This window comes from uncultured Roseibium sp., from assembly GCF_947494555.1.
Taxonomy (GTDB): Bacteria; Pseudomonadota; Alphaproteobacteria; order Rhizobiales; family Stappiaceae; genus Roseibium.
Genome location: NZ_CANLVF010000002.1, coordinates 592,590 through 611,133 on the forward strand (window position 1 = coordinate 592,590; position 18,544 = coordinate 611,133).

17 protein-coding genes are annotated in these 18,544 nt (G+C 56.6%); 7 read left to right on the plus strand and 10 right to left on the minus strand.

The features are described from left to right. Window positions 1-19: 19 nt before the first annotated feature. The 3 genes from Q0915_RS11210 to Q0915_RS11220 all read right to left on the minus strand — a co-directional run bounded on the left by Q0915_RS11210 (window position 20) and on the right by Q0915_RS11220 (window position 3,462). Window positions 20-1,114: an efflux RND transporter periplasmic adaptor subunit gene (locus tag Q0915_RS11210; RefSeq protein WP_299471394.1), complete on the minus strand. Its 1,095-nt coding sequence runs from the start codon at window positions 1,112-1,114 to the stop codon at window positions 20-22. A gap of 19 nt (window positions 1,115-1,133) precedes the next feature. Continuing rightward, window positions 1,134-1,691, minus strand: coding sequence for a TetR/AcrR family transcriptional regulator (locus Q0915_RS11215; RefSeq protein WP_299471396.1), 558 nt, complete (start codon window positions 1,689-1,691; stop codon window positions 1,134-1,136). A gap of 163 nt (window positions 1,692-1,854) precedes the next feature. Continuing rightward, on the minus strand, window positions 1,855-3,462 hold the full coding sequence (locus tag Q0915_RS11220; protein WP_299471398.1) for an EAL domain-containing protein: 1,608 nt from the start codon (window positions 3,460-3,462) through the stop codon (window positions 1,855-1,857). A gap of 192 nt (window positions 3,463-3,654) precedes the next feature. Here Q0915_RS11220 and Q0915_RS11225 point away from each other — a divergent pair, with 192 nt between their 5' ends. After that, window positions 3,655-4,554 carry a sugar kinase gene (locus Q0915_RS11225; RefSeq protein ID WP_299471400.1) on the plus strand — a complete coding sequence of 300 codons (900 nt, stop codon included), beginning with the start codon at window positions 3,655-3,657 and terminating at the stop codon, window positions 4,552-4,554. A 122-nt stretch (window positions 4,555-4,676) separates the two neighbouring features. Next, window positions 4,677-5,849 (plus strand): hypothetical protein, encoded by a 1,173-nt coding sequence (locus Q0915_RS11230; protein WP_299471402.1) that lies wholly within the window; start codon window positions 4,677-4,679, stop codon window positions 5,847-5,849. A gap of 111 nt (window positions 5,850-5,960) precedes the next feature. Here the strand turns inward: Q0915_RS11230 and aspS are convergent, their stop codons facing one another. Then, the gene (gene aspS, locus Q0915_RS11235; RefSeq protein ID WP_299471404.1) at window positions 5,961-7,742 is read right to left on the minus strand and encodes an aspartate--tRNA ligase; all 1,782 of its coding nucleotides are present in this window, start codon (window positions 7,740-7,742) and stop codon (window positions 5,961-5,963) included. Window positions 7,743-7,937: 195 nt separating this feature from the next. Here aspS and Q0915_RS11240 point away from each other — a divergent pair, with 195 nt between their 5' ends. The 3 genes from Q0915_RS11240 to Q0915_RS11250 all read left to right on the plus strand — a co-directional run bounded on the left by Q0915_RS11240 (window position 7,938) and on the right by Q0915_RS11250 (window position 9,107). Continuing rightward, window positions 7,938-8,228: a hypothetical protein gene (locus Q0915_RS11240; RefSeq protein WP_299471406.1), complete on the plus strand. Its 291-nt coding sequence runs from the start codon at window positions 7,938-7,940 to the stop codon at window positions 8,226-8,228. A gap of 126 nt (window positions 8,229-8,354) precedes the next feature. Then, on the plus strand, window positions 8,355-8,510 hold the full coding sequence (locus Q0915_RS11245) for a DUF5993 family protein (RefSeq protein ID WP_299471408.1): 156 nt from the start codon (window positions 8,355-8,357) through the stop codon (window positions 8,508-8,510). 9 nt (window positions 8,511-8,519) lie between these two features. Then, window positions 8,520-9,107 (plus strand): disulfide bond formation protein B, encoded by a 588-nt coding sequence (locus tag Q0915_RS11250; RefSeq protein ID WP_299471410.1) that lies wholly within the window; start codon window positions 8,520-8,522, stop codon window positions 9,105-9,107. 99 nt (window positions 9,108-9,206) lie between these two features. On the opposite strand, the gene Q0915_RS11255 is transcribed toward Q0915_RS11250, so the two are convergent. Continuing rightward, the gene (locus tag Q0915_RS11255) at window positions 9,207-9,560 is read right to left on the minus strand and encodes a helix-turn-helix domain-containing protein (RefSeq protein WP_299471412.1); all 354 of its coding nucleotides are present in this window, start codon (window positions 9,558-9,560) and stop codon (window positions 9,207-9,209) included. A 106-nt stretch (window positions 9,561-9,666) separates the two neighbouring features. Between Q0915_RS11255 and Q0915_RS11260 the strand changes: the two genes are divergently transcribed. Further along, the gene (locus tag Q0915_RS11260; protein ID WP_299471414.1) at window positions 9,667-10,779 is read left to right on the plus strand and encodes an NADH:flavin oxidoreductase; all 1,113 of its coding nucleotides are present in this window, start codon (window positions 9,667-9,669) and stop codon (window positions 10,777-10,779) included. A 79-nt stretch (window positions 10,780-10,858) separates the two neighbouring features. Here Q0915_RS11260 and Q0915_RS11265 read toward each other — a convergent pair whose 3' ends face one another. After that, window positions 10,859-11,485 carry a ParA family protein gene (locus Q0915_RS11265; protein WP_299471416.1) on the minus strand — a complete coding sequence of 209 codons (627 nt, stop codon included), beginning with the start codon at window positions 11,483-11,485 and terminating at the stop codon, window positions 10,859-10,861. Between the two features lie 147 nt (window positions 11,486-11,632). On the opposite strand from Q0915_RS11265, the gene rnd reads away from it, so the two are divergent. Continuing rightward, a complete protein-coding gene (gene rnd, locus Q0915_RS11270) occupies window positions 11,633-12,817 on the plus strand; it encodes a ribonuclease D (RefSeq protein WP_299471417.1) in 1,185 nt (394 codons plus the stop codon). Between the two features lie 8 nt (window positions 12,818-12,825). On the opposite strand, the gene Q0915_RS11275 is transcribed toward rnd, so the two are convergent. The 4 genes from Q0915_RS11275 to Q0915_RS11290 form a co-directional block, all read right to left on the minus strand. Beyond that, window positions 12,826-14,346, minus strand: coding sequence for a Ppx/GppA phosphatase family protein (locus tag Q0915_RS11275; RefSeq protein ID WP_299471419.1), 1,521 nt, complete (start codon window positions 14,344-14,346; stop codon window positions 12,826-12,828). Window position 14,347: 1 nt separating this feature from the next. Continuing rightward, entirely contained in the window at window positions 14,348-16,558 is a 2,211-nt protein-coding gene (locus tag Q0915_RS11280; RefSeq protein WP_299471422.1) for an RNA degradosome polyphosphate kinase, read from the minus strand. A 113-nt stretch (window positions 16,559-16,671) separates the two neighbouring features. Beyond that, window positions 16,672-17,349, minus strand: a complete 678-nt coding sequence (locus Q0915_RS11285; protein ID WP_299471424.1) for an AAA family ATPase — start codon at window positions 17,347-17,349, stop codon at window positions 16,672-16,674. 11 nt (window positions 17,350-17,360) lie between these two features. After that, entirely contained in the window at window positions 17,361-18,446 is a 1,086-nt protein-coding gene (locus Q0915_RS11290; RefSeq protein WP_299471425.1) for an AI-2E family transporter, read from the minus strand. Window positions 18,447-18,544: the final 98 nt, after the last annotated feature.

Here is an 18,544-nt window from a genome sequence, read left to right on the forward strand (position 1 = left end):
CGTGTTGCGTGATTCAGGATCAGCGCAAACGGCGCACAGTCTGGCCGTCGCTCAAATAGGCAACACCGGCCGACACAATCTCGTCGCCCGGCGCCAGGCCTTCGCGCACGGGAATGTAGTTACCCATGATGGTTCCGATCTCAACAGGCTGTTTGGAAACCGCACCCGTATCATCGGCAAACTTCCAGACGAAGGTTCCACCCTCCCCGTCAACAGCAACGGACGCGGTCGGGACAAGAAACTGCTCGCCAAGCTCGAGGCCCTCCGGAACCAGTTTGACGATCACGGAGGCCGTCATGCCCGGAAACAATTGTTCCGCCTCCCCTCGCGGCATGGCAAGGGTGATGCGATAGGTTTGCGCGACATCGTCCACCTGGCTGGAATGTTCGCGATACTCAAGCGGGAATATCTTGTCGCCGTAGGCCGGGAATTTCGCTTCGATCGAAGACACTTCAGATTCCGTCACGCGGCCGAACAGGGCTTCCGCGACGTTGATGTCGACCTGAACCTCGGACACATCGTGCATCCGGACTATCGGGGTGCCGACACTTACCGTCGTGAAGTTGTCGACAAGACGCAGCGAGACAATGCCGTCAAACGGCGCCTCAAGCGACGTATATTCAACATTCTGGCGTGCCTCCTGGAGACGTTCGACGGCCAAATCGTGTTCATTCTTTTGTTCGTCAAAGGCCGACTGGGAAATCACCGAGCGAGCCTTGAGCGTTTCCAGCCGGTCCAGTTCCCGTTTGGCCTGGTCGAGATTGATCGTCGCTTCCCGAACCGCCCTGTCGTAGTCGGTCGTGTCCAGCTTTGCGATAAGATCGCCCTTTTTCACCTGCTGGCTTTCAAGAACCGGCAATTGGAGAAGCTTTCCGGAAACCTGGAACGACAAATCAACGGTCTGAACGGCAGCCACCCGCCCGGCGAACCGCCGCTCGATAAGGCCGATCTGGTCCGTAACCGTGAAAATCTTTGCCGGTCGAGGCGCTGCGTGCAGCTTGGCTTCCGCCTCTGCAATTGGGTTGGCGGCGTCTTCCTGGCACGCGGCCAACACACCTGCGGCGGCCAAAAACACCACCGCCCGGGCAAATGAAGCTCTTCGAATTCTCGACATCAGGTGCTCCATAATCATCCTAGTCCTGTTCAAGGCGGTGGCGGAGTTCGCTCAGCACCTCTGCCCGTTCGTTTTCGTTCAGAATAGAAACGCAATGCGCGACGGAAAAATGCAGCCCCTCCAGGCTTGCCCAGATCGCCATTGCCTTCCCGAATTGATCGGTCTCATCCGCTATTGCCGCCTTGAATTTGGCCTTCACCCTCAAGAACGGCTCGCTCAACGCAGGACGATCCGCAGTCGTTGCGAGAATGGCCTGTGCGACATCGCGCTTCGTTTCCAGCCAGCGTTCCGTCACGTCGATCATACCGCAGAGTGTCGGCGATCTTGATTGCAGATTGCTCTCTCGCGCCACCAGGACGTCCGCTTCGAATTGACCGACAAGGTACTCGACCATTCCGGTTATAAGCGCGTCTTTTGTCGGAAAGTTGTAAAGCACGCCCCCTTTTGAAAACCCGCTCTCTTCTGCCACAGCATCAATGGTCAGGCTTGGCGCGCCCGACCGGCGGATCACCTCCAGCGCGCCGGCAAGGATGTCGGATTTTGAGTCCTGTGAATTTCGCGAAGCTCTTGCTGTCATTTCAAACCGTCCAGTCAGTACAGTTGCCGCGTATATAAACCGTCCAGCCGGTACAGACAAGTCAGAAAGATCAAAACAGCAAAGATGTGAGCTGCCAATCGCGTGAGGTTGCGAAAGCTGGCGCGCATGGTCGGTAGGTTTTTTGAAGGTGTCCGTTCAGAGACTAGGCGGCGGCGTCCGACATGGCGGCTTCGTTTGCTGCCTGTTCGGCGGCAGCGGCTTCGGACGCCAGGCGCGCCCGCTCGTGTGCTTCGACTTCCATGCGCTCGGCAAATTCGATGAACTCGTTTGCCGGCATAGGCGCCGCAAAGAAATATCCTTGAGCCGCGGTAACGCCCAGTTCGAGCAAACGCTCAATTTGTTCTTCCTGTTCAACACCTTCGGCAATGATGCCCATGCCGAGATTGTCAGCCAGTTCCACCATGGAATCCACGATTGTGGTGGAATTGTCGTCGGAACTGATCGTGTCGATGAACATCTTGTCGATCTTGATGATGTCGACACCGAGTTTTTGCAGGTAGGCCATGCCTCCGTGGCCGGTTCCGACATCGTCGAGTGCAACACGGACGCCGAGGGCCTGAAGCTCCGCCATGATCTTGCGCGCCAGTTCCATGTCTTCGAGCGGGTGCCGCTCGGTGACTTCGACGACAATCTGCTGGAACGAAATCTTCGACTTCTCAAAAATGGACTTGATGTCGGCGACCACCTCGCGGTCCAGGAAATGCCCAGCAAAGAGGTTGATCGACAATTTGAAATCCGGATTGTCACCGTAGAGATCACCAACCTCTTCGGCAGAGACGCGCATCATGTGCCGGGTCATATCGAAGATATGGCCGTTGTTTTCCGCATATGCCATGAATTGCCCAGGCGACACGATCATGCCGTTTGGCCGCCTCCACCGCATCAGCACCTCGCAGCCACGCAGCCTCAGGCTCTCAATATCCATAACCGGCTGATAATAAGGAATGAATTCGCCATTCTGGATCGCTGCGATGAACTCGTCATTCGCTTCGCTCTCCGGCCGCCATGACAACCAGACACCGATTGCAACGAAAAGAACCGCGATACCGGCGCAAGCGGCGGCCGCAACCACCTTTAGGTCCTTGACCACGTAAAGGGCCGCGCTTTCGGGAGCAGTGATGGTCGCAACAAGCGGATAAAGTTCAGACATCACATCCACTGAGATGCTGCCTTCGGGTTTGGATTCTTCTGAGTTATAGCCACCCACATTGTACCAAAGCAGATTGTCACCCAGGCGCAGCTCGGCACGCCGATAGGACCTCAGATATTCAGGCCCCGGATCCATCGCGATCACCGCGGGCGTGACCTCTGCAAACAAACGCGTGCCGTCCTTCAGGTCCCAGCTGATCACGGCCGCTCTTGCACCCAGATAGTTGCGATCCAGCATTCCGATTCCAACAAGCGGACCGTCATCGCGAACCGGCGGTAGAATGATCTTACCGGCCAAATCGCGATCTGGAATGATGCACATGCGCTGGCCGGACGCATCGGCCAGCCCAAGCGCATCGATCATGCCACTTTCAACGATCAGCTTCTCGTAAATGACGCGGTCTTCGGCACTGCAGGTTTGAACGCCATCACGGTCAAGGCGCTGCAAAAGCGAAACCGTCGTACTGATCGCTTCCTCCGCGCGCCGGATCGACACGTGTCCCATCGCTTCCATCTCGGTGACGGCGCGGCGCTCGGCAAACTGGTTCAAAATGATGTTGATGGCAAACAAAGGTGTCGTCGCCAGGAAAAGGGCGATCATCACTGTCTTTGCAAAGCCAATGTACCGGAACGACAAAACTGGGCCTGTTTACCAATAAACTCTTTCTGACCATGGCCGATCTGGGTAAACAAGGACTGAATGGGTTGTTGTTTCATCCAGATCAAAGCTGCTGGCGCAGTGCCTGTGCTTAGGTGCGAACAAGGCGGATGAACGGGATAGCGGGAGAACCTCATGCAGGCACTGTTTGTAGGACAAGCCTATATCGACGTTACGTTTTTGACCGACACCTTCCCGACGGGCGATGAAAAGGCGATCGCCAAGGACTATGCAATCAGCTTCGGAGGAAATGCGGTCACTGCGGCGTTTTGCTGCGCAAAGCTGGGCGGCAAGCCGGAAATCCTCTGTTCACTTGCTGATGACTGGCTGGCGCGCATGTTCCTGGATATGGCGGCGGCCTACGGGATCTCCGTCCATGGCCGCAAGGTTCGGGAATCTTCCCTTTCCTTCATCATGCCCAAATCGGGAAAACGTGCCATTGTCCGCTGCCGTGACAATGATTTCCTGCACCCGTTTCCACCATTGACCCTGAGAGGAACAAAAGCGCTGCATCTGGACGGGCACATGCCCGATGCAGCTCATCACTACGCCGCCACCTGCAAGAACCTCGGCATCCTGACATCACTGGACGGTGGCGCCGTCCGCGAAAATACCGACGAATTGCTGGAGCACATCGACATCGCTGTCGTATCTGAGCGCTTCTGTCAGCAATTGGGCAAGACCACAGGCGAAACGCTCACCTATCTGCGATCCAAAAATTGTCCCGTAGGCGCTGTTACGCTCGGCGAACGCGGCATGGTCTGGTACGAAGCGGGCGGCCCGGACAAGACACTGCCTGCACTCAGTGTTCCGCTTCAGAAAGTCGTCGATTCAAACGGTGCCGGCGACGTTTTTCACGGCGCTTATATCGCCTCGTATCTCCAGTGGCCGGAGCGCAGCTGGTCCGATCACTTCGCGTTCGCGCGCGGGGCATCGACACATGCCATTCAGCACCTTGGCAACGAAGCCAGCCTTCCAACGCTGGAAGACGTGCAAAGGGCAACTGAGGAATTCCCCGAAAAGTCTGCTGCTTAAGACCGCAATAACCAAGACCACAATATCCACGCCATGAGCCTGATCACCCTTCAGGCTTACGCCTTGCCTCTGCACAAAACTTGGAGCAGAGTGTGCGCGCCTTTTTCTTGGTGGAGTTTCAAATGATGTTTTCCCCTTCGTCCCGCATTACGATTGGTCTTTGCACGGCCGTCAGCCTGATCGCACTTCAAGCGACACCTACCCTCGCCTTCGACCCGACCGGCAATGAGATTGCCGATGCATTCCTGTCCGTTCTGGATGGCCAGGAAGGAACTGTCGAAAGCTACGGCGGCGTCAATGAATCGGGCAACGCCGTTACAATCGAGAGCCTCGTAATCACGGATGAAAATGACCCGGACACGAAGGTCACAATCGCATCAACGGTCCTGAATGGTGGCGCGTTGCTCGGCAATGGGCGGCTGAAGCTCGACGGCCTCAGCCTGCAATCGCTGCAGCTCGACTCCGATGACGGCGGCATGACGCTTGAGTCTCTCGACGCGACCGAACTCGTTCTTCCTTCTGCAGAAGAAGCCGCTGCAGGTGGCACAGGAAGCCCAGGTTACAAGACCGTGGAGATCAAGAACGTCAATATCCAGGATGAGGACGGGAAAGTCGCCGATATTGCCGCGATTTCGTCTTCCATCGACAGCATGGACGGAGACCTGCCGACTTCCGGCAGCTTCTCGCTGACAGGTGCGACCATCGACGTCAACCAGCTGGAAGTGGAAGAAGCGAAGTCTCTCACCGAACTTGGGTATGAAACCCTGTCGCTGGATGTCTCCGCTTCCGGCAAGTGGGACCCGGAAGCTGCGACAATCGACATTCCGGAGTTGAAGATCGACGCCAAGGACGCCGCAAGTCTTTCCCTCGCCCTCTCGCTCGGCGGCGTCACACGTGAGGTCATCGAACAGCTCGAGGAAAAATCCGACAAACCGGAAGAAGCCATGGGCCTCCTGCAAAATGTGACACTGGTCAATGCCAAGATCCGGCTCGACGATGCGTCCCTGACCGGCCGCATTCTTGATCAGGAAGCCCAAAAGGCGGGTGTCGAGGTGCCGGTCTATGTCGCAGGCCTGACAGGCAGCCTCCCGCTGATGCTTGGAATGCTTCAGAACAAGGAACTCGAAGGCCAGGTGGCGCAAGCCGTGACGGAGTATCTGAACACGCCCGGCTCGCTTGAGATTATCGCAGCTCCAGGCGCGCCGGTTCCGTTTTCGCAGGTCATGGGAACAGCCATGCTAGCGCCCCAGATGATCCCGCAGATCCTGTCAGTCGGTATTACCGCAAATCAGTGAGCGTTGGTCTCAACAACGAAAAGCCCGGGAATTTCCCGGGCTTTTCGTTGTTGATCGGACATGTAGTGAGCTGTATCGCACGCTCAGGCCCGCGGCATCACTTAAGAGGGTTTATTCCTCAGGCAGGTTCAAGCGAAGATGCAGATCGCGCAGCTGGGCAGCGGTCGCTTCGCTGGGAGCACCCATCATGAGGTCTTCCGCTTTCTGGTTCATCGGGAAGAGCATCACTTCGCGGATATTGGCCTCATCTGCGAGCAGCATCACCATGCGGTCGATACCGGCCGCGCATCCACCGTGCGGCGGTGCGCCATACTGGAAGGCATTGACCATGCCGCCAAAACGATTGTCGACCTCTTCTGCCGGGTAACCGGCAATTTCGAAGGCCTTGTACATGATGTCAGGCTTGTGGTTCCGGATCGCACCTGACACGAGTTCATGACCGTTACATGCCAGATCGTATTGCCAGCCTTTGACGTCGAGAGGATCGCCGTGGAGTGCTTCCATTCCACCCTGCGGCATTGAGAACGGGTTGTGTTCGAAATCGATCTCGCCGGTTTCGTCATCACGCTCGTAAATCGGGAAATCGACGATCCAGGCAAACTCAAAGCGATCCTTGTCGGTGTGCCCGAGTTCCTCACCGATGATCACACGCGCTTTTGCGGCAACCGGCTCGAAATGTTTCGGTTTGCCGCCCAGGAAGAAGGCGGCATCGCCCATTTCCAGACCAAGCTGGACACGAATGGCTTCGGTCCGCTCCGGCCCGATGTTCTTGGCAAGCGGACCCGCCGCCTCCATCGATCCGTCTTCGGCCTTGCGCCAGAAAATGTACCCCATTCCCGGCAGACCTTCGCCCTGCGCAAACTTGTTCATCCGGTCGCAGAACTTGCGGCTACCGCCCTTCGGTGCCGGGATCGCGCGGATTTCCGTTCCCGGCTGTTCCAGCAGTTTGGCGAAGATAGCAAAGCCGGATCCGGCAAAATGCTCGGACACGATCTGCATCTTGATCGGGTTCCTGAGGTCCGGCTTGTCGGTGCCGTACCAAAGCGCAGAATCCTTATAGGCAATCTGCGGCCAGTTGCGGTTGACTGGCCTCCCCTTGCCAAATCTTTCAAAGCAGCCCGCCATGACAGGTTCGATCGTGTCGAACACGTCCTGCTGGGTGACAAAGGACATTTCCATGTCGAGCTGATAGAAGTCGGTCGGTGAGCGGTCCGCGCGTGGATCCTCGTCGCGGAAACACGGCGCTATCTGGAAATACTTGTCGAAGCCGGAAACCATCAGCAGCTGCTTGAACTGCTGCGGTGCCTGCGGCAGTGCGTAGAATTTGCCCGGATGCAGCCTGGAAGGCACAAGAAAGTCTCGTGCACCTTCAGGAGATGAAGCCGTGAGGATCGGTGTCTGAAACTCGTTGAAGCCGATGGACCACATGCGGTCGCGCAAATCCCGGACGACTTCGGAACGGAGCATCATGTTGGCATGCAGCTTCTCGCGCCGCAGATCGAGGAAACGGTATTGCAGCCGGACCTCTTCCGGGTATTCCAGATCGCCGAAGACAGGAAGCGGCAATTCCTTGGCAGAGCCGAGCACTTCCATTTCGCGAATGAATATCTCGACCTCTCCTGTCGGGAGCTCCGGATTGATTGTCTCGTCTGTACGCTTCTTCACGTTACCGTCGATGCGAATACACCACTCGGAGCGCACAGTTTCTGCAAGACTGAATGCTGCTGAGTCGGGATCCACCACACACTGCGTTACGCCGTAGTGGTCGCGAAGATCGATGAACAGCACCCCGCCGTGATCGCGGACCCTGTGGACCCAACCGGAAAGACGGATGGTCTGGCCTTCGTCGGACAGACGGAGATCACCGCATGTGTGGCTACGGTAGGGGTGCATGGGAATTCCTCGGCATTCTTCTTGGCATGGAAAATCAATACGGCCCGCCGAAGGCAGGCCGTGTCGGGCTGCACAAGCCATGTTGCGGGGCGAAAGTCAAGGGAGCGGCAATTCTGTTCCTTGCTGATCTGCCTGAGCTATGTCTCCATCACCATTGTTTTTAGGCCCAAGCGAACAAGAAAGTCTGCCAAAACCATGCCGATCAATCTGACCGACACCATACTTGAATGCCTCAAACGTCTGGAGGAGGAGGAGAAACTGGTCATCACAACGACTGTTCCTCAACACCTTGGCTCCAGGATTTGCGAAACCATCGCAAACGAGGTTCCGATACCGCCGATTTCGAAAGCCGAATTCACAGCCATACGAGCGCTGATACGCCAGGCCGTTGAGGACAAGCGATTTTTCGATGCCGAGATGCCCACGCTAACAGGCCTGACGGCAGACGCGTTCATAGATCTTGCCGAGAGGCTGCCGATCGAATGACTTTGGATTGAACACAGCAGCTCACCCCGATGGCTGCCGGTGAAACCTAGCGGAAAGGTTGAAGATTTCCGAGTTTCGCCCTTCTGTTATAAGTTCCTGTCCGTCCAATCAAAAGGAGGGCTGGAATTGATTTCTCTGCTTTTCGCACTCATGACAATTGCAATTGTCCTGGCCTGGCGGGATCATTGGCGCCTGTCTTACATGGTGTTCGCGGTTACACTGGCAATGAGCATCTATTGGCTCGACTTTCACGCCACGACACCCTTGTCGATCAAGCTGTAGGAGCCAACCATGATCATTCTGGCTCCGCACCCCTCACGGACGCTGAACGCAATCGGCCTTCTTGCAATATGTGGAATCCTGATTGCCGCCTATGCGTTTCAGTTTGCCCTCGATGAACTGCCCTGCCCGCTCTGTCTGTTGCAACGCGTTGCTTTGGTTGGTGTCGGCTACGGGCTGTGTCTCAACCTGATCTACGGCGCCAAACCACACCACTACGGCATCATGCTGCTGTCGGCCATTTACGGTGGAAGCGTTTCCGTACGGCAAATCCTGCTGCACATTGTTCCGGGTACAGGAAGCTATGGATCGCCCGTGCTTGGGCTGCACTACTACACTTGGGCGGGTCTCTGTTTCTTTCTGGTGATACTCGGAACAGCGATCATGCTGCTCTTTGAGGGACAGTACAAAAAGGCGCTTGTGGACAAACCCGAGCACGGTCGATTCGGCGGTCAGCCGCTCGCAAAATTCGCATTCTTTCTGATGCTTTTCCTCGCCCTTGCAAATGTGGTCTCGACTTTTCTGGAGTGCGGCCCCGGCATCTGTGATGATCCGCCGACTGACTACAAGCTGCTGGAGGAGCTGAAATCTGACGGCTGACTTGATGGCCGAGATACACCCGCCCCGTTATTCAGTGGTTGACGCCATGCCTATGACCGCTTGGTTCACAAAGTAGCTGCCGCGCCTCAGACCAGCGCACTACTCAGGCGACTGCTCCTCTTCCCGCCGCTGAAGCAGATAGTTTCGGGCCCAGTCTTCAAGCCGATCCAGGATCGGCTTGAGCGCTTCTCCATGAGCACTCAGAGAATACTCCACTTTCGGCGGAACCTGGGCGTACACAGTTCGTTTGATGATCCCGTGATCCTCCAGTTCTCGCAGCTGCTTGGTCAGCATGCGTTGGGAAATTGACGGAATCATCCGTTGCAAGGCGTTGAAGCGCATGGTCTTCCGGCAAAGGCACCAGAGGATCATGCCTTTCCACTTGCCGCCGATCAGGCCGAGCACGGTTTCGGTCGGACAAAACAGGGGATCTATAGGTTCGGGCAAGGCCATCTCCAATAGTTACTTTTTTGTAGGTATATGTCAAAATGTTGCGTACTAGGCAAGAACGCATGTGAGTTTTATCTCTTGGCCATCTTGATCAACAAGTGGATATTCCATGACTCACGACATGCCTCTCCTGTCCAATTCCGCCATTGGAAATCAGAACATTCGCAACCGGCTCGTGCTGGCGCCGATGTCCCGCGCTTCGGCTGAGGATGACGGGACGCCAACCCAATCGATGGCCGACTATTACGCAAGATTTGCAAGTGGCGGCTTCGGGCTGCTGATTGCTGAAGGAGCGTACGTCGATAGCCGGCACGCCCGGTGCTACGCCAATCAGCCGGGTCTTGTCACTGACAGGCATGAGGCGGGATGGAAAGTCGTTGCCGATGCCGTTCGGAACGAGAACGGCAAGATTTTTCTGCAGCTGATCCATGCAGGTTCCGTGTCGCAATTTGTAGACACGCCCCATGCTCCCTCGCCCGTGCGCCCCAATGGCACAATGCTGCAGGGTTATGGCCCCAGGCAGGGCCGCTACCAGATACCCAGCGAACTTGATCGCGATGGCATACAAAAAATCGAAGCTGCATTTGTCGAGGCGGCAAAACGGGCGGAACAAGCTGGTTTCGACGGTGTTGAAGTTCACTGCGCAAATGGCTACCTGCTGGACCAGTTTCTGACCGCAGAGAGCAATCTGCGCATGGACGCCTACGGAGGCAGCCTGAAGAACAGGTTGCGGCTCACCATCGACATTCTGGAGAAAACGCAACTGGCAACGTCCAGGCAATTTGCCGTCGGAGTTAGACTGTCGCAGGCCAAGGCAACACAACCGGACTACTTCTGGCCAAACGGTCTCCAGGATGCACGCGAAATCTTCCAGGGTGTCGCCGATGCCGGTGCTGATTTCATTCATTTGGCGAGCGAGAAAAACGGTTACGCCTACCACAGCACAGCCAACACAGGTGAAAACCTGACAGCATTTGCGCGGCAGTTGACAGGGCTACCTGTTATCGCGAACGGAGGTCTGCAGGACATTGCGCTGGCGAACCGGATTGTCTCGGATCAGCTCGCCGATTTCGTTTCCATTGGAAAGGCAGCCATGCTCAACACTGATCTCCCGCGCAAAATTGAAATGGGGACGCCCTTGAAGGGTTTCACCTACGACATGTTCAAATATGGCGTGACAATCGGCGCGCAGACCAAATGGGAAAACGAACAGGTGGCATAACTTTTTCAAACCTGCTCACCGCAAACTTGATCGTTGAATCACCCGGGTCGCGCACTAAGCGCGGGCGCGGCCTGCTGGTTCACGAATCCACGGCCTGCAGCAGGGGATGCCATTGCCCCCTTACCTCATGGGCCTTTGCATCCGAGCTGTCAAAAACGCCCGTCCCGTTCGCGGCATGGCGTGCGTAAAGGACCCGGTCGGAGATCCTTGCCAACAGTGGATATCCCTTTTTTGATAGCGTCTGCTCAAGATCTGCAACCTGGGTCGAACGCCGATTGATCCGGTTCGCGACGACGTGAATGTCCGCCTTGCCCTTTCTGACTTTCTTGATGTCGGAGATATTATCCAGAAACTTCAATGTGGCATTCCAGTCGAATGCCGATGCCAGAACGGGAACGACGATGTCTGAGGCTTCGGCTATCAGGTTTTTGGCAAGTTCCGAACGCAACCCGCCCGGACCATCGATCACGATTGCATCGAGTGTCTTGTCCTTGTCACCGAAGGTGCCGTCCTTGCTCCAGTTAAGACCCTCAATTTTCGCAAGCGCCTTAGGCCGGCGCTTGACCCAGGACAGGCTCGATTTCTGCCGGTCCGCATCCGCCAGGGCAACGTCCTCTCCGCGCATGGCGAGTGCAACGGCAAGATTCGTGGCAACCGTTGTCTTCCCGCATCCGCCCTTGGAATTCACAACAAGAATCTTGCGCATTTCCGCTCCCTTCTTCCCACAAAGCTTCGACCGTCCCGCACGCGCCAACATAGGCGCACTTATTGCGCTTTCACAAGTAGCTTCCCGCTTAAAAATTCCATTTCGTGGCGACAAAGCGGCAGAACTCGGTTATAGCTGAACGTCACCATGCATGTGATTACAAAAACAAAAGATCTCGCCGCGGCCTGTCAGCGGCTCGCTGCCAACGACTACGTAACCGTGGACACGGAGTTCCTCCGTGAAACCACTTTCTGGCCCAAGCTCTGCGTTATCCAGATGGCCGGACCGGATATGGCATTTATCGTTGATGCCTTGTCGGAAGGTCTGGACCTGGCACCGTTTTTCGATCTCATGAGCGATCAGAGCGTCACCAAGGTTTTTCACGCGGCCCGACAGGACATCGAAATCATCTATCATCTTGGTGAGCTCATTCCAGCGCCTCTGTTCGACACTCAGGTGGCGGCAATGGTCTGCGGCTTTGGCGACTCCATTTCCTACGACCAACTCGTCTACAAGGTGACCGGTGCCCGGATAGACAAATCCTCCCGGTTCACCGACTGGGCGCGGCGTCCACTGACAAACAAGCAGCTCGACTACGCGCTCGCGGACGTCACCCATTTGCGCGATGCCTATCAGTTCCTGAAGGCAAATCTGGCGGAGCAGAATCGCAGTCACTGGGTTCGCGACGAAATGGAAGTGCTGACATCGGTCGGGACTTACCGCGCCGAACCGGAGCAGGCCTGGCGGCGCCTTAAGCTCCGCGTCAGAAAGCCGATCGAACTGGCAGTCATGATGGAAGTGGCGGCATGGCGTGAGCGCGAGGCACAAGATCGGAATGTGCCGCGCAATCGCGTGATCAAGGACGACGCGATTTACGAACTTGCCGCGCAGCAACCGCAAGATCCCGACGCGATCACCCGGTTGAGAACAATCCCCAGAGGCTTTGAACGCTCCAAGTCCGCCGACGAAATATTAAACGCCATACGCCGCGCATTGAAGCTTCCCAAGGAAAGCCTGCCCAAGCTACCAAAGGGCCGTCAGGCGCCCGATGGTTCTGCAGCCGCGGTCGATCTTCTAAAAGTGCTTTTGAAGATGGTCAGCGAAGCCAATGGCGTCGCGGCCAAAGTGATTGCGACCGTGGATGATCTGGAAAAAATTGCAGCCGACGACGCGGCAGACGTCGCGGCCATGAAAGGGTGGCGCCGCGAGCTCTTCGGCGAACTCGCCCTGAAGCTCAAGCACGGCCAGGTAGCCCTCGCCTTTCAAGACAAGCAGATCATTGCCCTGCCGCAAACGGTGCCCGCCGAAATCAAGAAGCAGGCAGCCGAATAGACGCCAACTTATTCGATCCGCAGCGAAACCTCGGCATCTATAACTTTTGCGAGCTGAGCCGCCCGCTTGCGCAGGCGCTCACCATCCAGGTTCGCCAAGTCACTGCCAAGATCAAGAGCCAGGCCGCCGGCGGTTTTTTCAATACTTACCCTGGGCAGCAGTCCTGCCATGGACGCGCTCAGCAAAGAGGCGACACGCAAGGTCGCACCAAGTACTTTCGCCCGGATTCGAAGCCGGTCGGTGAACAATTTCCGGATGACCTGTGACAGCGCGCCTTCACGCAAACCCTGATGCCTGTAAAAGACAGCGGCGGCCAGATAGGCGCGGCTGGCGTGGTCCAACCCGACAAACGAGGCGTTCGAAATGATGTTAAGGCTCTGCTCACCACGGTAGTCAGGATGCGCTCGCCAACCGATGTCGGACAAAAGGCAAGCAGCATGGCGCAAGCGTCTCTCGTTGGCCGTTTCCTCGATTTCCAGAACCCTGAAAAACTCGTCCGTCCAAGCGATCAGTTCCTCTGCATGCGCCGGGGATCGGGCACGCAAAACACATAGCTCGCGTGCTGCCTCAATAACCGGATCCTGTTCCCGCATGCTTCGCGGAAGTTTTTCATGCAGCAGCCCTTCGCGCACACCCGTTGCAGAAAACACAAGTCGCTCAGCCTTCATGGAAGTCAGGACCTGTTCAAGCACAACGGCTCCAATCGGCACGAGCGGCCGGCGCTGCTTGGAGACCACTTCGGCAAGTTCGATCCCTTCCAGATAGGGGACAGCGATCTTCCGGCAAAACGAGACAGCCTCTTCGGCACTTATCTCGTAATTATGCATCACGTGGAGAGGATAGTCGTTCTGCATGAGATGCAAACGGCCCAGGGAGCGCCACGTACCGCCCACCGCAAAGAAGGTCCGTTCTCCAGGTGCAAGGTCCGGCCAGTCATATCCCTTCAGGGCAGCTTCGGTAACCTTGCGGGCTTTCTCGATCGAGCCACCGGCTTCCTCCGACAAGCGCAGGCCGCCGAGCGGCAAAGTCGCCCCCTGCCCAGGTTTTTTCTCGTCGATCTCGACCAGCTCGAGGCTGCCGCCGCCCATGTCGCCGACAATTCCACGCGGTTGCCAGAAGCCGGCAATTACGCCCAATGCGGAATAGTAAGCTTCCTCGCTGCCATCGAGTATCCGGACCGGCGCATCCAGATATTCCTCGACCTGGCGCACGAATTCACCACCATTGTCCGCATCGCGCGCAGCTGCAGTTGCGACGATGTAAAGGTCCTTGCAGCCGGTATGCTCGATAAGAGCCCGAAAGCGCGTCAGCTCCCGCAATGCAAGCTGCACGGACTCATCGGCGAGCCGTCCCGTCGAAGCGATGCCCTTGCCGAGGCCTGCAAGCAGCTTTTCATTGAACAGCATGGTCGGCGTGCGCGCTTTGCGCTCATAGATCACCAGGCGAACCGAGTTAGACCCGATGTCAACAACAGCTACCGGCCCTGTCCCGTTGAGGCGGCCCCGGGCAGGTTTGAATTGACCAGCCATTTTATGCTCTTTTTTGCCGTTTCAGGAACGGCTTGGGACGGTCGCTTTTCAAGGATTTACCCCTGCCCGAAAGTGAAGGATTGGTCATGAAATACCGGTGTGCGTTGAAGGGTTCCTCGTTTGCGCCCGGTTCGACACGCTCATGGCTGCCATCAGACAGGATGCGCCAACTCTGTTCGTTGTCCTTCAGGTTCGCAACCATGATCTGATCCAGAACCTGTTCGTGAACTGTCGCAGTAAGAAGCGGGGTCAGGACTTCAACACGGCGATCAATGTTGCGAGGCATCAGGTCGGCCGAGCCGATGTAGACATGTGCCTCCGGTGACGGCAAGCCATGTCCGTTGCCGAAACAGAAAATCCGTGAGTGCTCCAGGAAGCGCCCGATGATCGACTTCACCCGAATATTCTCCGACAGCCCGGCAATCCCCGGTCGCAGACAGCAAATACCCCGGATAACCAGATCGATCTGAACGCCTGCCTGGCTGGCTTTATACAGCGCATCGATTATTTCCGAATCGACCAGCGAATTCATCTTCATCCAGATCTGGGCGGGCCGCCCTGCTTTCGCATGCGCAATTTCGGCCTCCGTCAGCTCCAGCATCCGGCTTCGCAGGTTCACCGGTGACACAAGCAGATGGTTGAGCTCGTCGGGTTCGGCATATCCGGTTATGAAATTGAATACCCTTGCCGCATCCTCCGCGATCCCGGGATCGTCTGTGAAAAACGAGAGATCTTCATAAATGCGCGCCGTGATCGGGTGGTAGTTTCCGGTGCCTATATGGCAATAAGTTTTGAGCTGACCATGTTCCCGCTTGATCACCATGGACAGTTTGGAATGCGTCTTCAACTCGATAAAACCGAAGACGACCTGAACACCTGCACGCTCCAAATCGCGCGCCCACTTGATGTTCGCCTCCTCGTCAAACCTGGCCTTCAGCTCCACAAGTGCCGTGACGGACTTGCCAGCCTCGGCAGCTTCCGCGAGCGCCTTGACGATCGGCGAGTTGTTGGAGGTTCGGTAAAGGGTCTGCTTGATCGCAACCACATCCGGATCCCGTGCGGCCTGGCGCAGATACTGTACGACCACGTCGAAGGCTTCATAAGGATGATGGACGACAATATCCTTTTGATGGATCGCTGCCAGGCAATCGCCGCCATGCTCGCGAATCCGTTCCGGAAACCGGGCCGTATAGGGGTCGAACTTGAGATCGGGCCGCTCGAGATCAACAATTTGAGTCAGATTGTTCAGAGCAAGCAGGCCATTTGCCGAAAAGATCTCGCTCTTGCCGACATCGAGGGCATCGGCAACAAATTCCTGCAGGGCCGGCGGCGTCGTTTCCTGGATTTCAAGCCGGATAACAGACCCACGGCGCCGGCGTTTCAGCGCACTCTCGAACAATCGAACAAGATCTTCCGCCTCTTCCTCGATCTCCAGGTCGCTGTCCCGGATAACACGGAACGCGCCCTTGCCACGGATTTCATATCCGGGGAACAGGCGGCCGATGAACATGCTGACAACACGTTCAATCGCAATGAAGCGTGCCGCGCCGTTTTCATTGTCGGTCAGACGAACAAAGCGTTCAACCTGGTTCGGGATCCTGAGCAGCGCAATCATCCCCCGGCCGCCGGATGTCGGAACCAGTTCGAATACGATCGAAAATCCGAGATTCGGGATAAACGGAAAAGGGTGCGCCGGATCGATCGCAAGGGGGGTTAGCACCGGAAACACATATCCGAGGAAATACTCCTGGAGCCACTGCCTGTCGGATACGCTCAAGGCGTCCCGGTGAACGATCTCGATGCCCTCTTCGGCAATCTCGAGATGCAGGTCGCCCCAGATCCTTTGTTGCGAGGCTTGCAGGTCCAGCACCGCCTCACTGATCTTCTCGAGCTGTTCCGTCGGCGTCAGGCCGTCGTCGGAAAGATTGGTCACTTCGGCACGTTGCTGGCCACGCAGACCGGCGACGCGGACCATGAAAAACTCATCAAGATTGTTTGCTGAAATCGAAAGAAAACGCACACGCTCCAGAAGCGGATGGTTCGGGTTCATCGCTTCTTCCAGGACGCGCAAATTGAATTGCAACCAGGACAGTTCGCGGTTCATGAACCGCTCGGGTGTGTGGGCGATGCCGCGTTCGTCCGGTGTGTCTTCTCCTGTGCGCAGGTCCGACGAGGCGGCGACGATGTCCGAAAAATCAGTCGTTTCGTTCATGGAACCTATCCTCGCAATATGACACGGGCAGACCTCGCATCGTTTCGCTTTGGCGTGAGTAGCATGCCACGGGCGGCGCGCCTATGACACCAATGTCGCACGCTGCCGGTACACTAGCTCTTATGCACATTTTCCAGGACCCTGCCCGCCAGCTGTTTGGTAATTCTCACGCGTCCGGCAAGTGCCTCCTGGTCGATTGCCTCAACCGCCCTTATCGCAACATCGAGCGAACGCTCCATGCGAACGACAAGATAATCCACGACGCCGATATCGACCGAAATCTGTCGATCGGCAAACAGTTTGACGAGCACACGGCGCAGCAATTCGTCGTCCGGTTCCAGGATTTCGACAGGCGTTGCTGCCCGCAGCCGCGACATGAGGTCCGGAAGCGTAACCTTCCAGCTTGCGGGCCAGGTCCGGCTGGTGATCAGAACGTTTTTGCCTGCCTGCCTTGAGGCGTTCAGCAAATGAAAAAGCGCTGTATCCTCCACACCGAGATGGGCGTTTTCAACAATGGCAACGGGAGCGGCGACAAGATCCCTGACCGCTGCCTGTCGCAATTGACGCGCCGATACCACGCGTGCCCCGTGTTCATCTTCGAATGCGCGAACGAGATGCGTTTTTCCCGAGCCGACTGGACCAGCCAGAATTACAACGGGTGACGGCCAGTCCGGCCAGCGTTCCAAGAGGTCGAACGCCGCCCTGTTCGATGCCCCGACCAGATAATCATCGCGGCCAAGAGCAGCCTCGTGCGGTAGCTCTAACGGTAACTGACGCGGTGGTTCCGCCATGATCGTGCCACTTACTCTTCGGTCGCTGTCTTCGAACGGTCAATTCCTTTGTAGACCGGGCTTGCTAGGTACTGCTTCAGGCCAAAGCGTGCAAGCACACCGATCATGGCCGCAGCCGGAACAGCGATGAGCATCCCCACAAATCCAAAGAGATATCCAAAGGCAAACAGGGCAAACATCAGGGTTACCGGATGAAGGCCGGTGCTCTCACCGACCAGTTTCGGCTGCAGAATGTTGCCTTCCAGAAACTGACCGACAGCGAATATGGCACCGACCACCAGGATCCAGGGCCAGTCAGGCCAGAACTGGACGATTGCAATACCGACCGACAGGACAAGCCCGAGAACAGCTCCCACGAATGGAATGAAACTCACGAGCCCGGCAACCATGCCGATCAAAAGCCCGAAATTGAGCCCGACAAGGGCCAGTGAAACCGCGTAGAAAAAGCCAAGAATGACGCAGACGGACACCTGACCCCGCACAAACCCGGCAACGGCGGCATCCATTTCGACCGCAAGCCCGCGTATCTCGACAAGATGATCTCTCGGGATCCAGCTGTCGATGCATTCAACCATATGGTCCCAATCCAAAAGCAGATAAAACGCGACAACCGGGGTGATCACGAAAAGGGACAGGATCGACAGCAGTGCCTGGCCCCCGTTCCAGATCGACTGGGCCAGTTTGCCGATCACCGATGCGCCCTGCCCGATCAGATCGGTCATGGATGCCTGCAGATCTTCGGGCGAAAGCCCGGCATGGCTCGCCAAATTCGCTGGAAAGTATTTTGCAAGAAGCGCCTGGAGGCGCCGCACGAGATCCGGGAAATTCTCAAGGAAAGACGCAAGCTGATTGCCCAGAACCGGGAGCAGCAAAACGAAGAACACGACCAGCACGAGAATGAATGTGAACAGAATTGTCAGCGTGGCCCATAAACGCCCCATACCCAGTTTTTCAAGACGATCACAAATCGGATCCAGCAGATAGGCCACAGCCATTCCGGCAACAAACGGCAGAAGCACGCCGGAAAAGACGTATAAGAAGACGCAGAAAACAGCCAGGGAGAGCAACCAAAACTGTACCTGACGGCGCAAAGTCATAAAATTTCCCCTCAAACAGCTTTGAGCATCCACGCACTATACATCCGGGTCACGGTTGGATGCCACCAATGCTCTTATGTCGGCAGGCGCACAGCGGT

Coding starts and splice junctions, on each gene's coding strand:
- Q0915_RS11210 (WP_299471394.1), bottom strand. CDS start 1,114: ATGTCGAGAATTCGAAGAGCTTCATTTGCCCGGGCGGTGGTGTTTTTG.
- Q0915_RS11215 (WP_299471396.1), bottom strand. CDS start 1,691: ATGACAGCAAGAGCTTCGCGAAATTCACAGGACTCAAAATCCGACATC.
- Q0915_RS11220 (WP_299471398.1), bottom strand. CDS start 3,462: ATGATCGCCCTTTTCCTGGCGACGACACCTTTGTTTGCCATCAACATC.
- Q0915_RS11225 (WP_299471400.1), top strand. CDS start 3,655: ATGCAGGCACTGTTTGTAGGACAAGCCTATATCGACGTTACGTTTTTG.
- Q0915_RS11230 (WP_299471402.1), top strand. CDS start 4,677: ATGATGTTTTCCCCTTCGTCCCGCATTACGATTGGTCTTTGCACGGCC.
- aspS (WP_299471404.1), bottom strand. CDS start 7,742: ATGCACCCCTACCGTAGCCACACATGCGGTGATCTCCGTCTGTCCGAC.
- Q0915_RS11240 (WP_299471406.1), top strand. CDS start 7,938: ATGCCGATCAATCTGACCGACACCATACTTGAATGCCTCAAACGTCTG.
- Q0915_RS11250 (WP_299471410.1), top strand. CDS start 8,520: ATGATCATTCTGGCTCCGCACCCCTCACGGACGCTGAACGCAATCGGC.
- Q0915_RS11255 (WP_299471412.1), bottom strand. CDS start 9,560: ATGGCCTTGCCCGAACCTATAGATCCCCTGTTTTGTCCGACCGAAACC.
- Q0915_RS11260 (WP_299471414.1), top strand. CDS start 9,667: ATGACTCACGACATGCCTCTCCTGTCCAATTCCGCCATTGGAAATCAG.
- Q0915_RS11265 (WP_299471416.1), bottom strand. CDS start 11,485: ATGCGCAAGATTCTTGTTGTGAATTCCAAGGGCGGATGCGGGAAGACA.
- rnd (WP_299471417.1), top strand. CDS start 11,633: ATGCATGTGATTACAAAAACAAAAGATCTCGCCGCGGCCTGTCAGCGG.
- Q0915_RS11275 (WP_299471419.1), bottom strand. CDS start 14,346: ATGGCTGGTCAATTCAAACCTGCCCGGGGCCGCCTCAACGGGACAGGG.
- Q0915_RS11280 (WP_299471422.1), bottom strand. CDS start 16,558: ATGAACGAAACGACTGATTTTTCGGACATCGTCGCCGCCTCGTCGGAC.
- Q0915_RS11285 (WP_299471424.1), bottom strand. CDS start 17,349: ATGGCGGAACCACCGCGTCAGTTACCGTTAGAGCTACCGCACGAGGCT.
- Q0915_RS11290 (WP_299471425.1), bottom strand. CDS start 18,446: ATGACTTTGCGCCGTCAGGTACAGTTTTGGTTGCTCTCCCTGGCTGTT.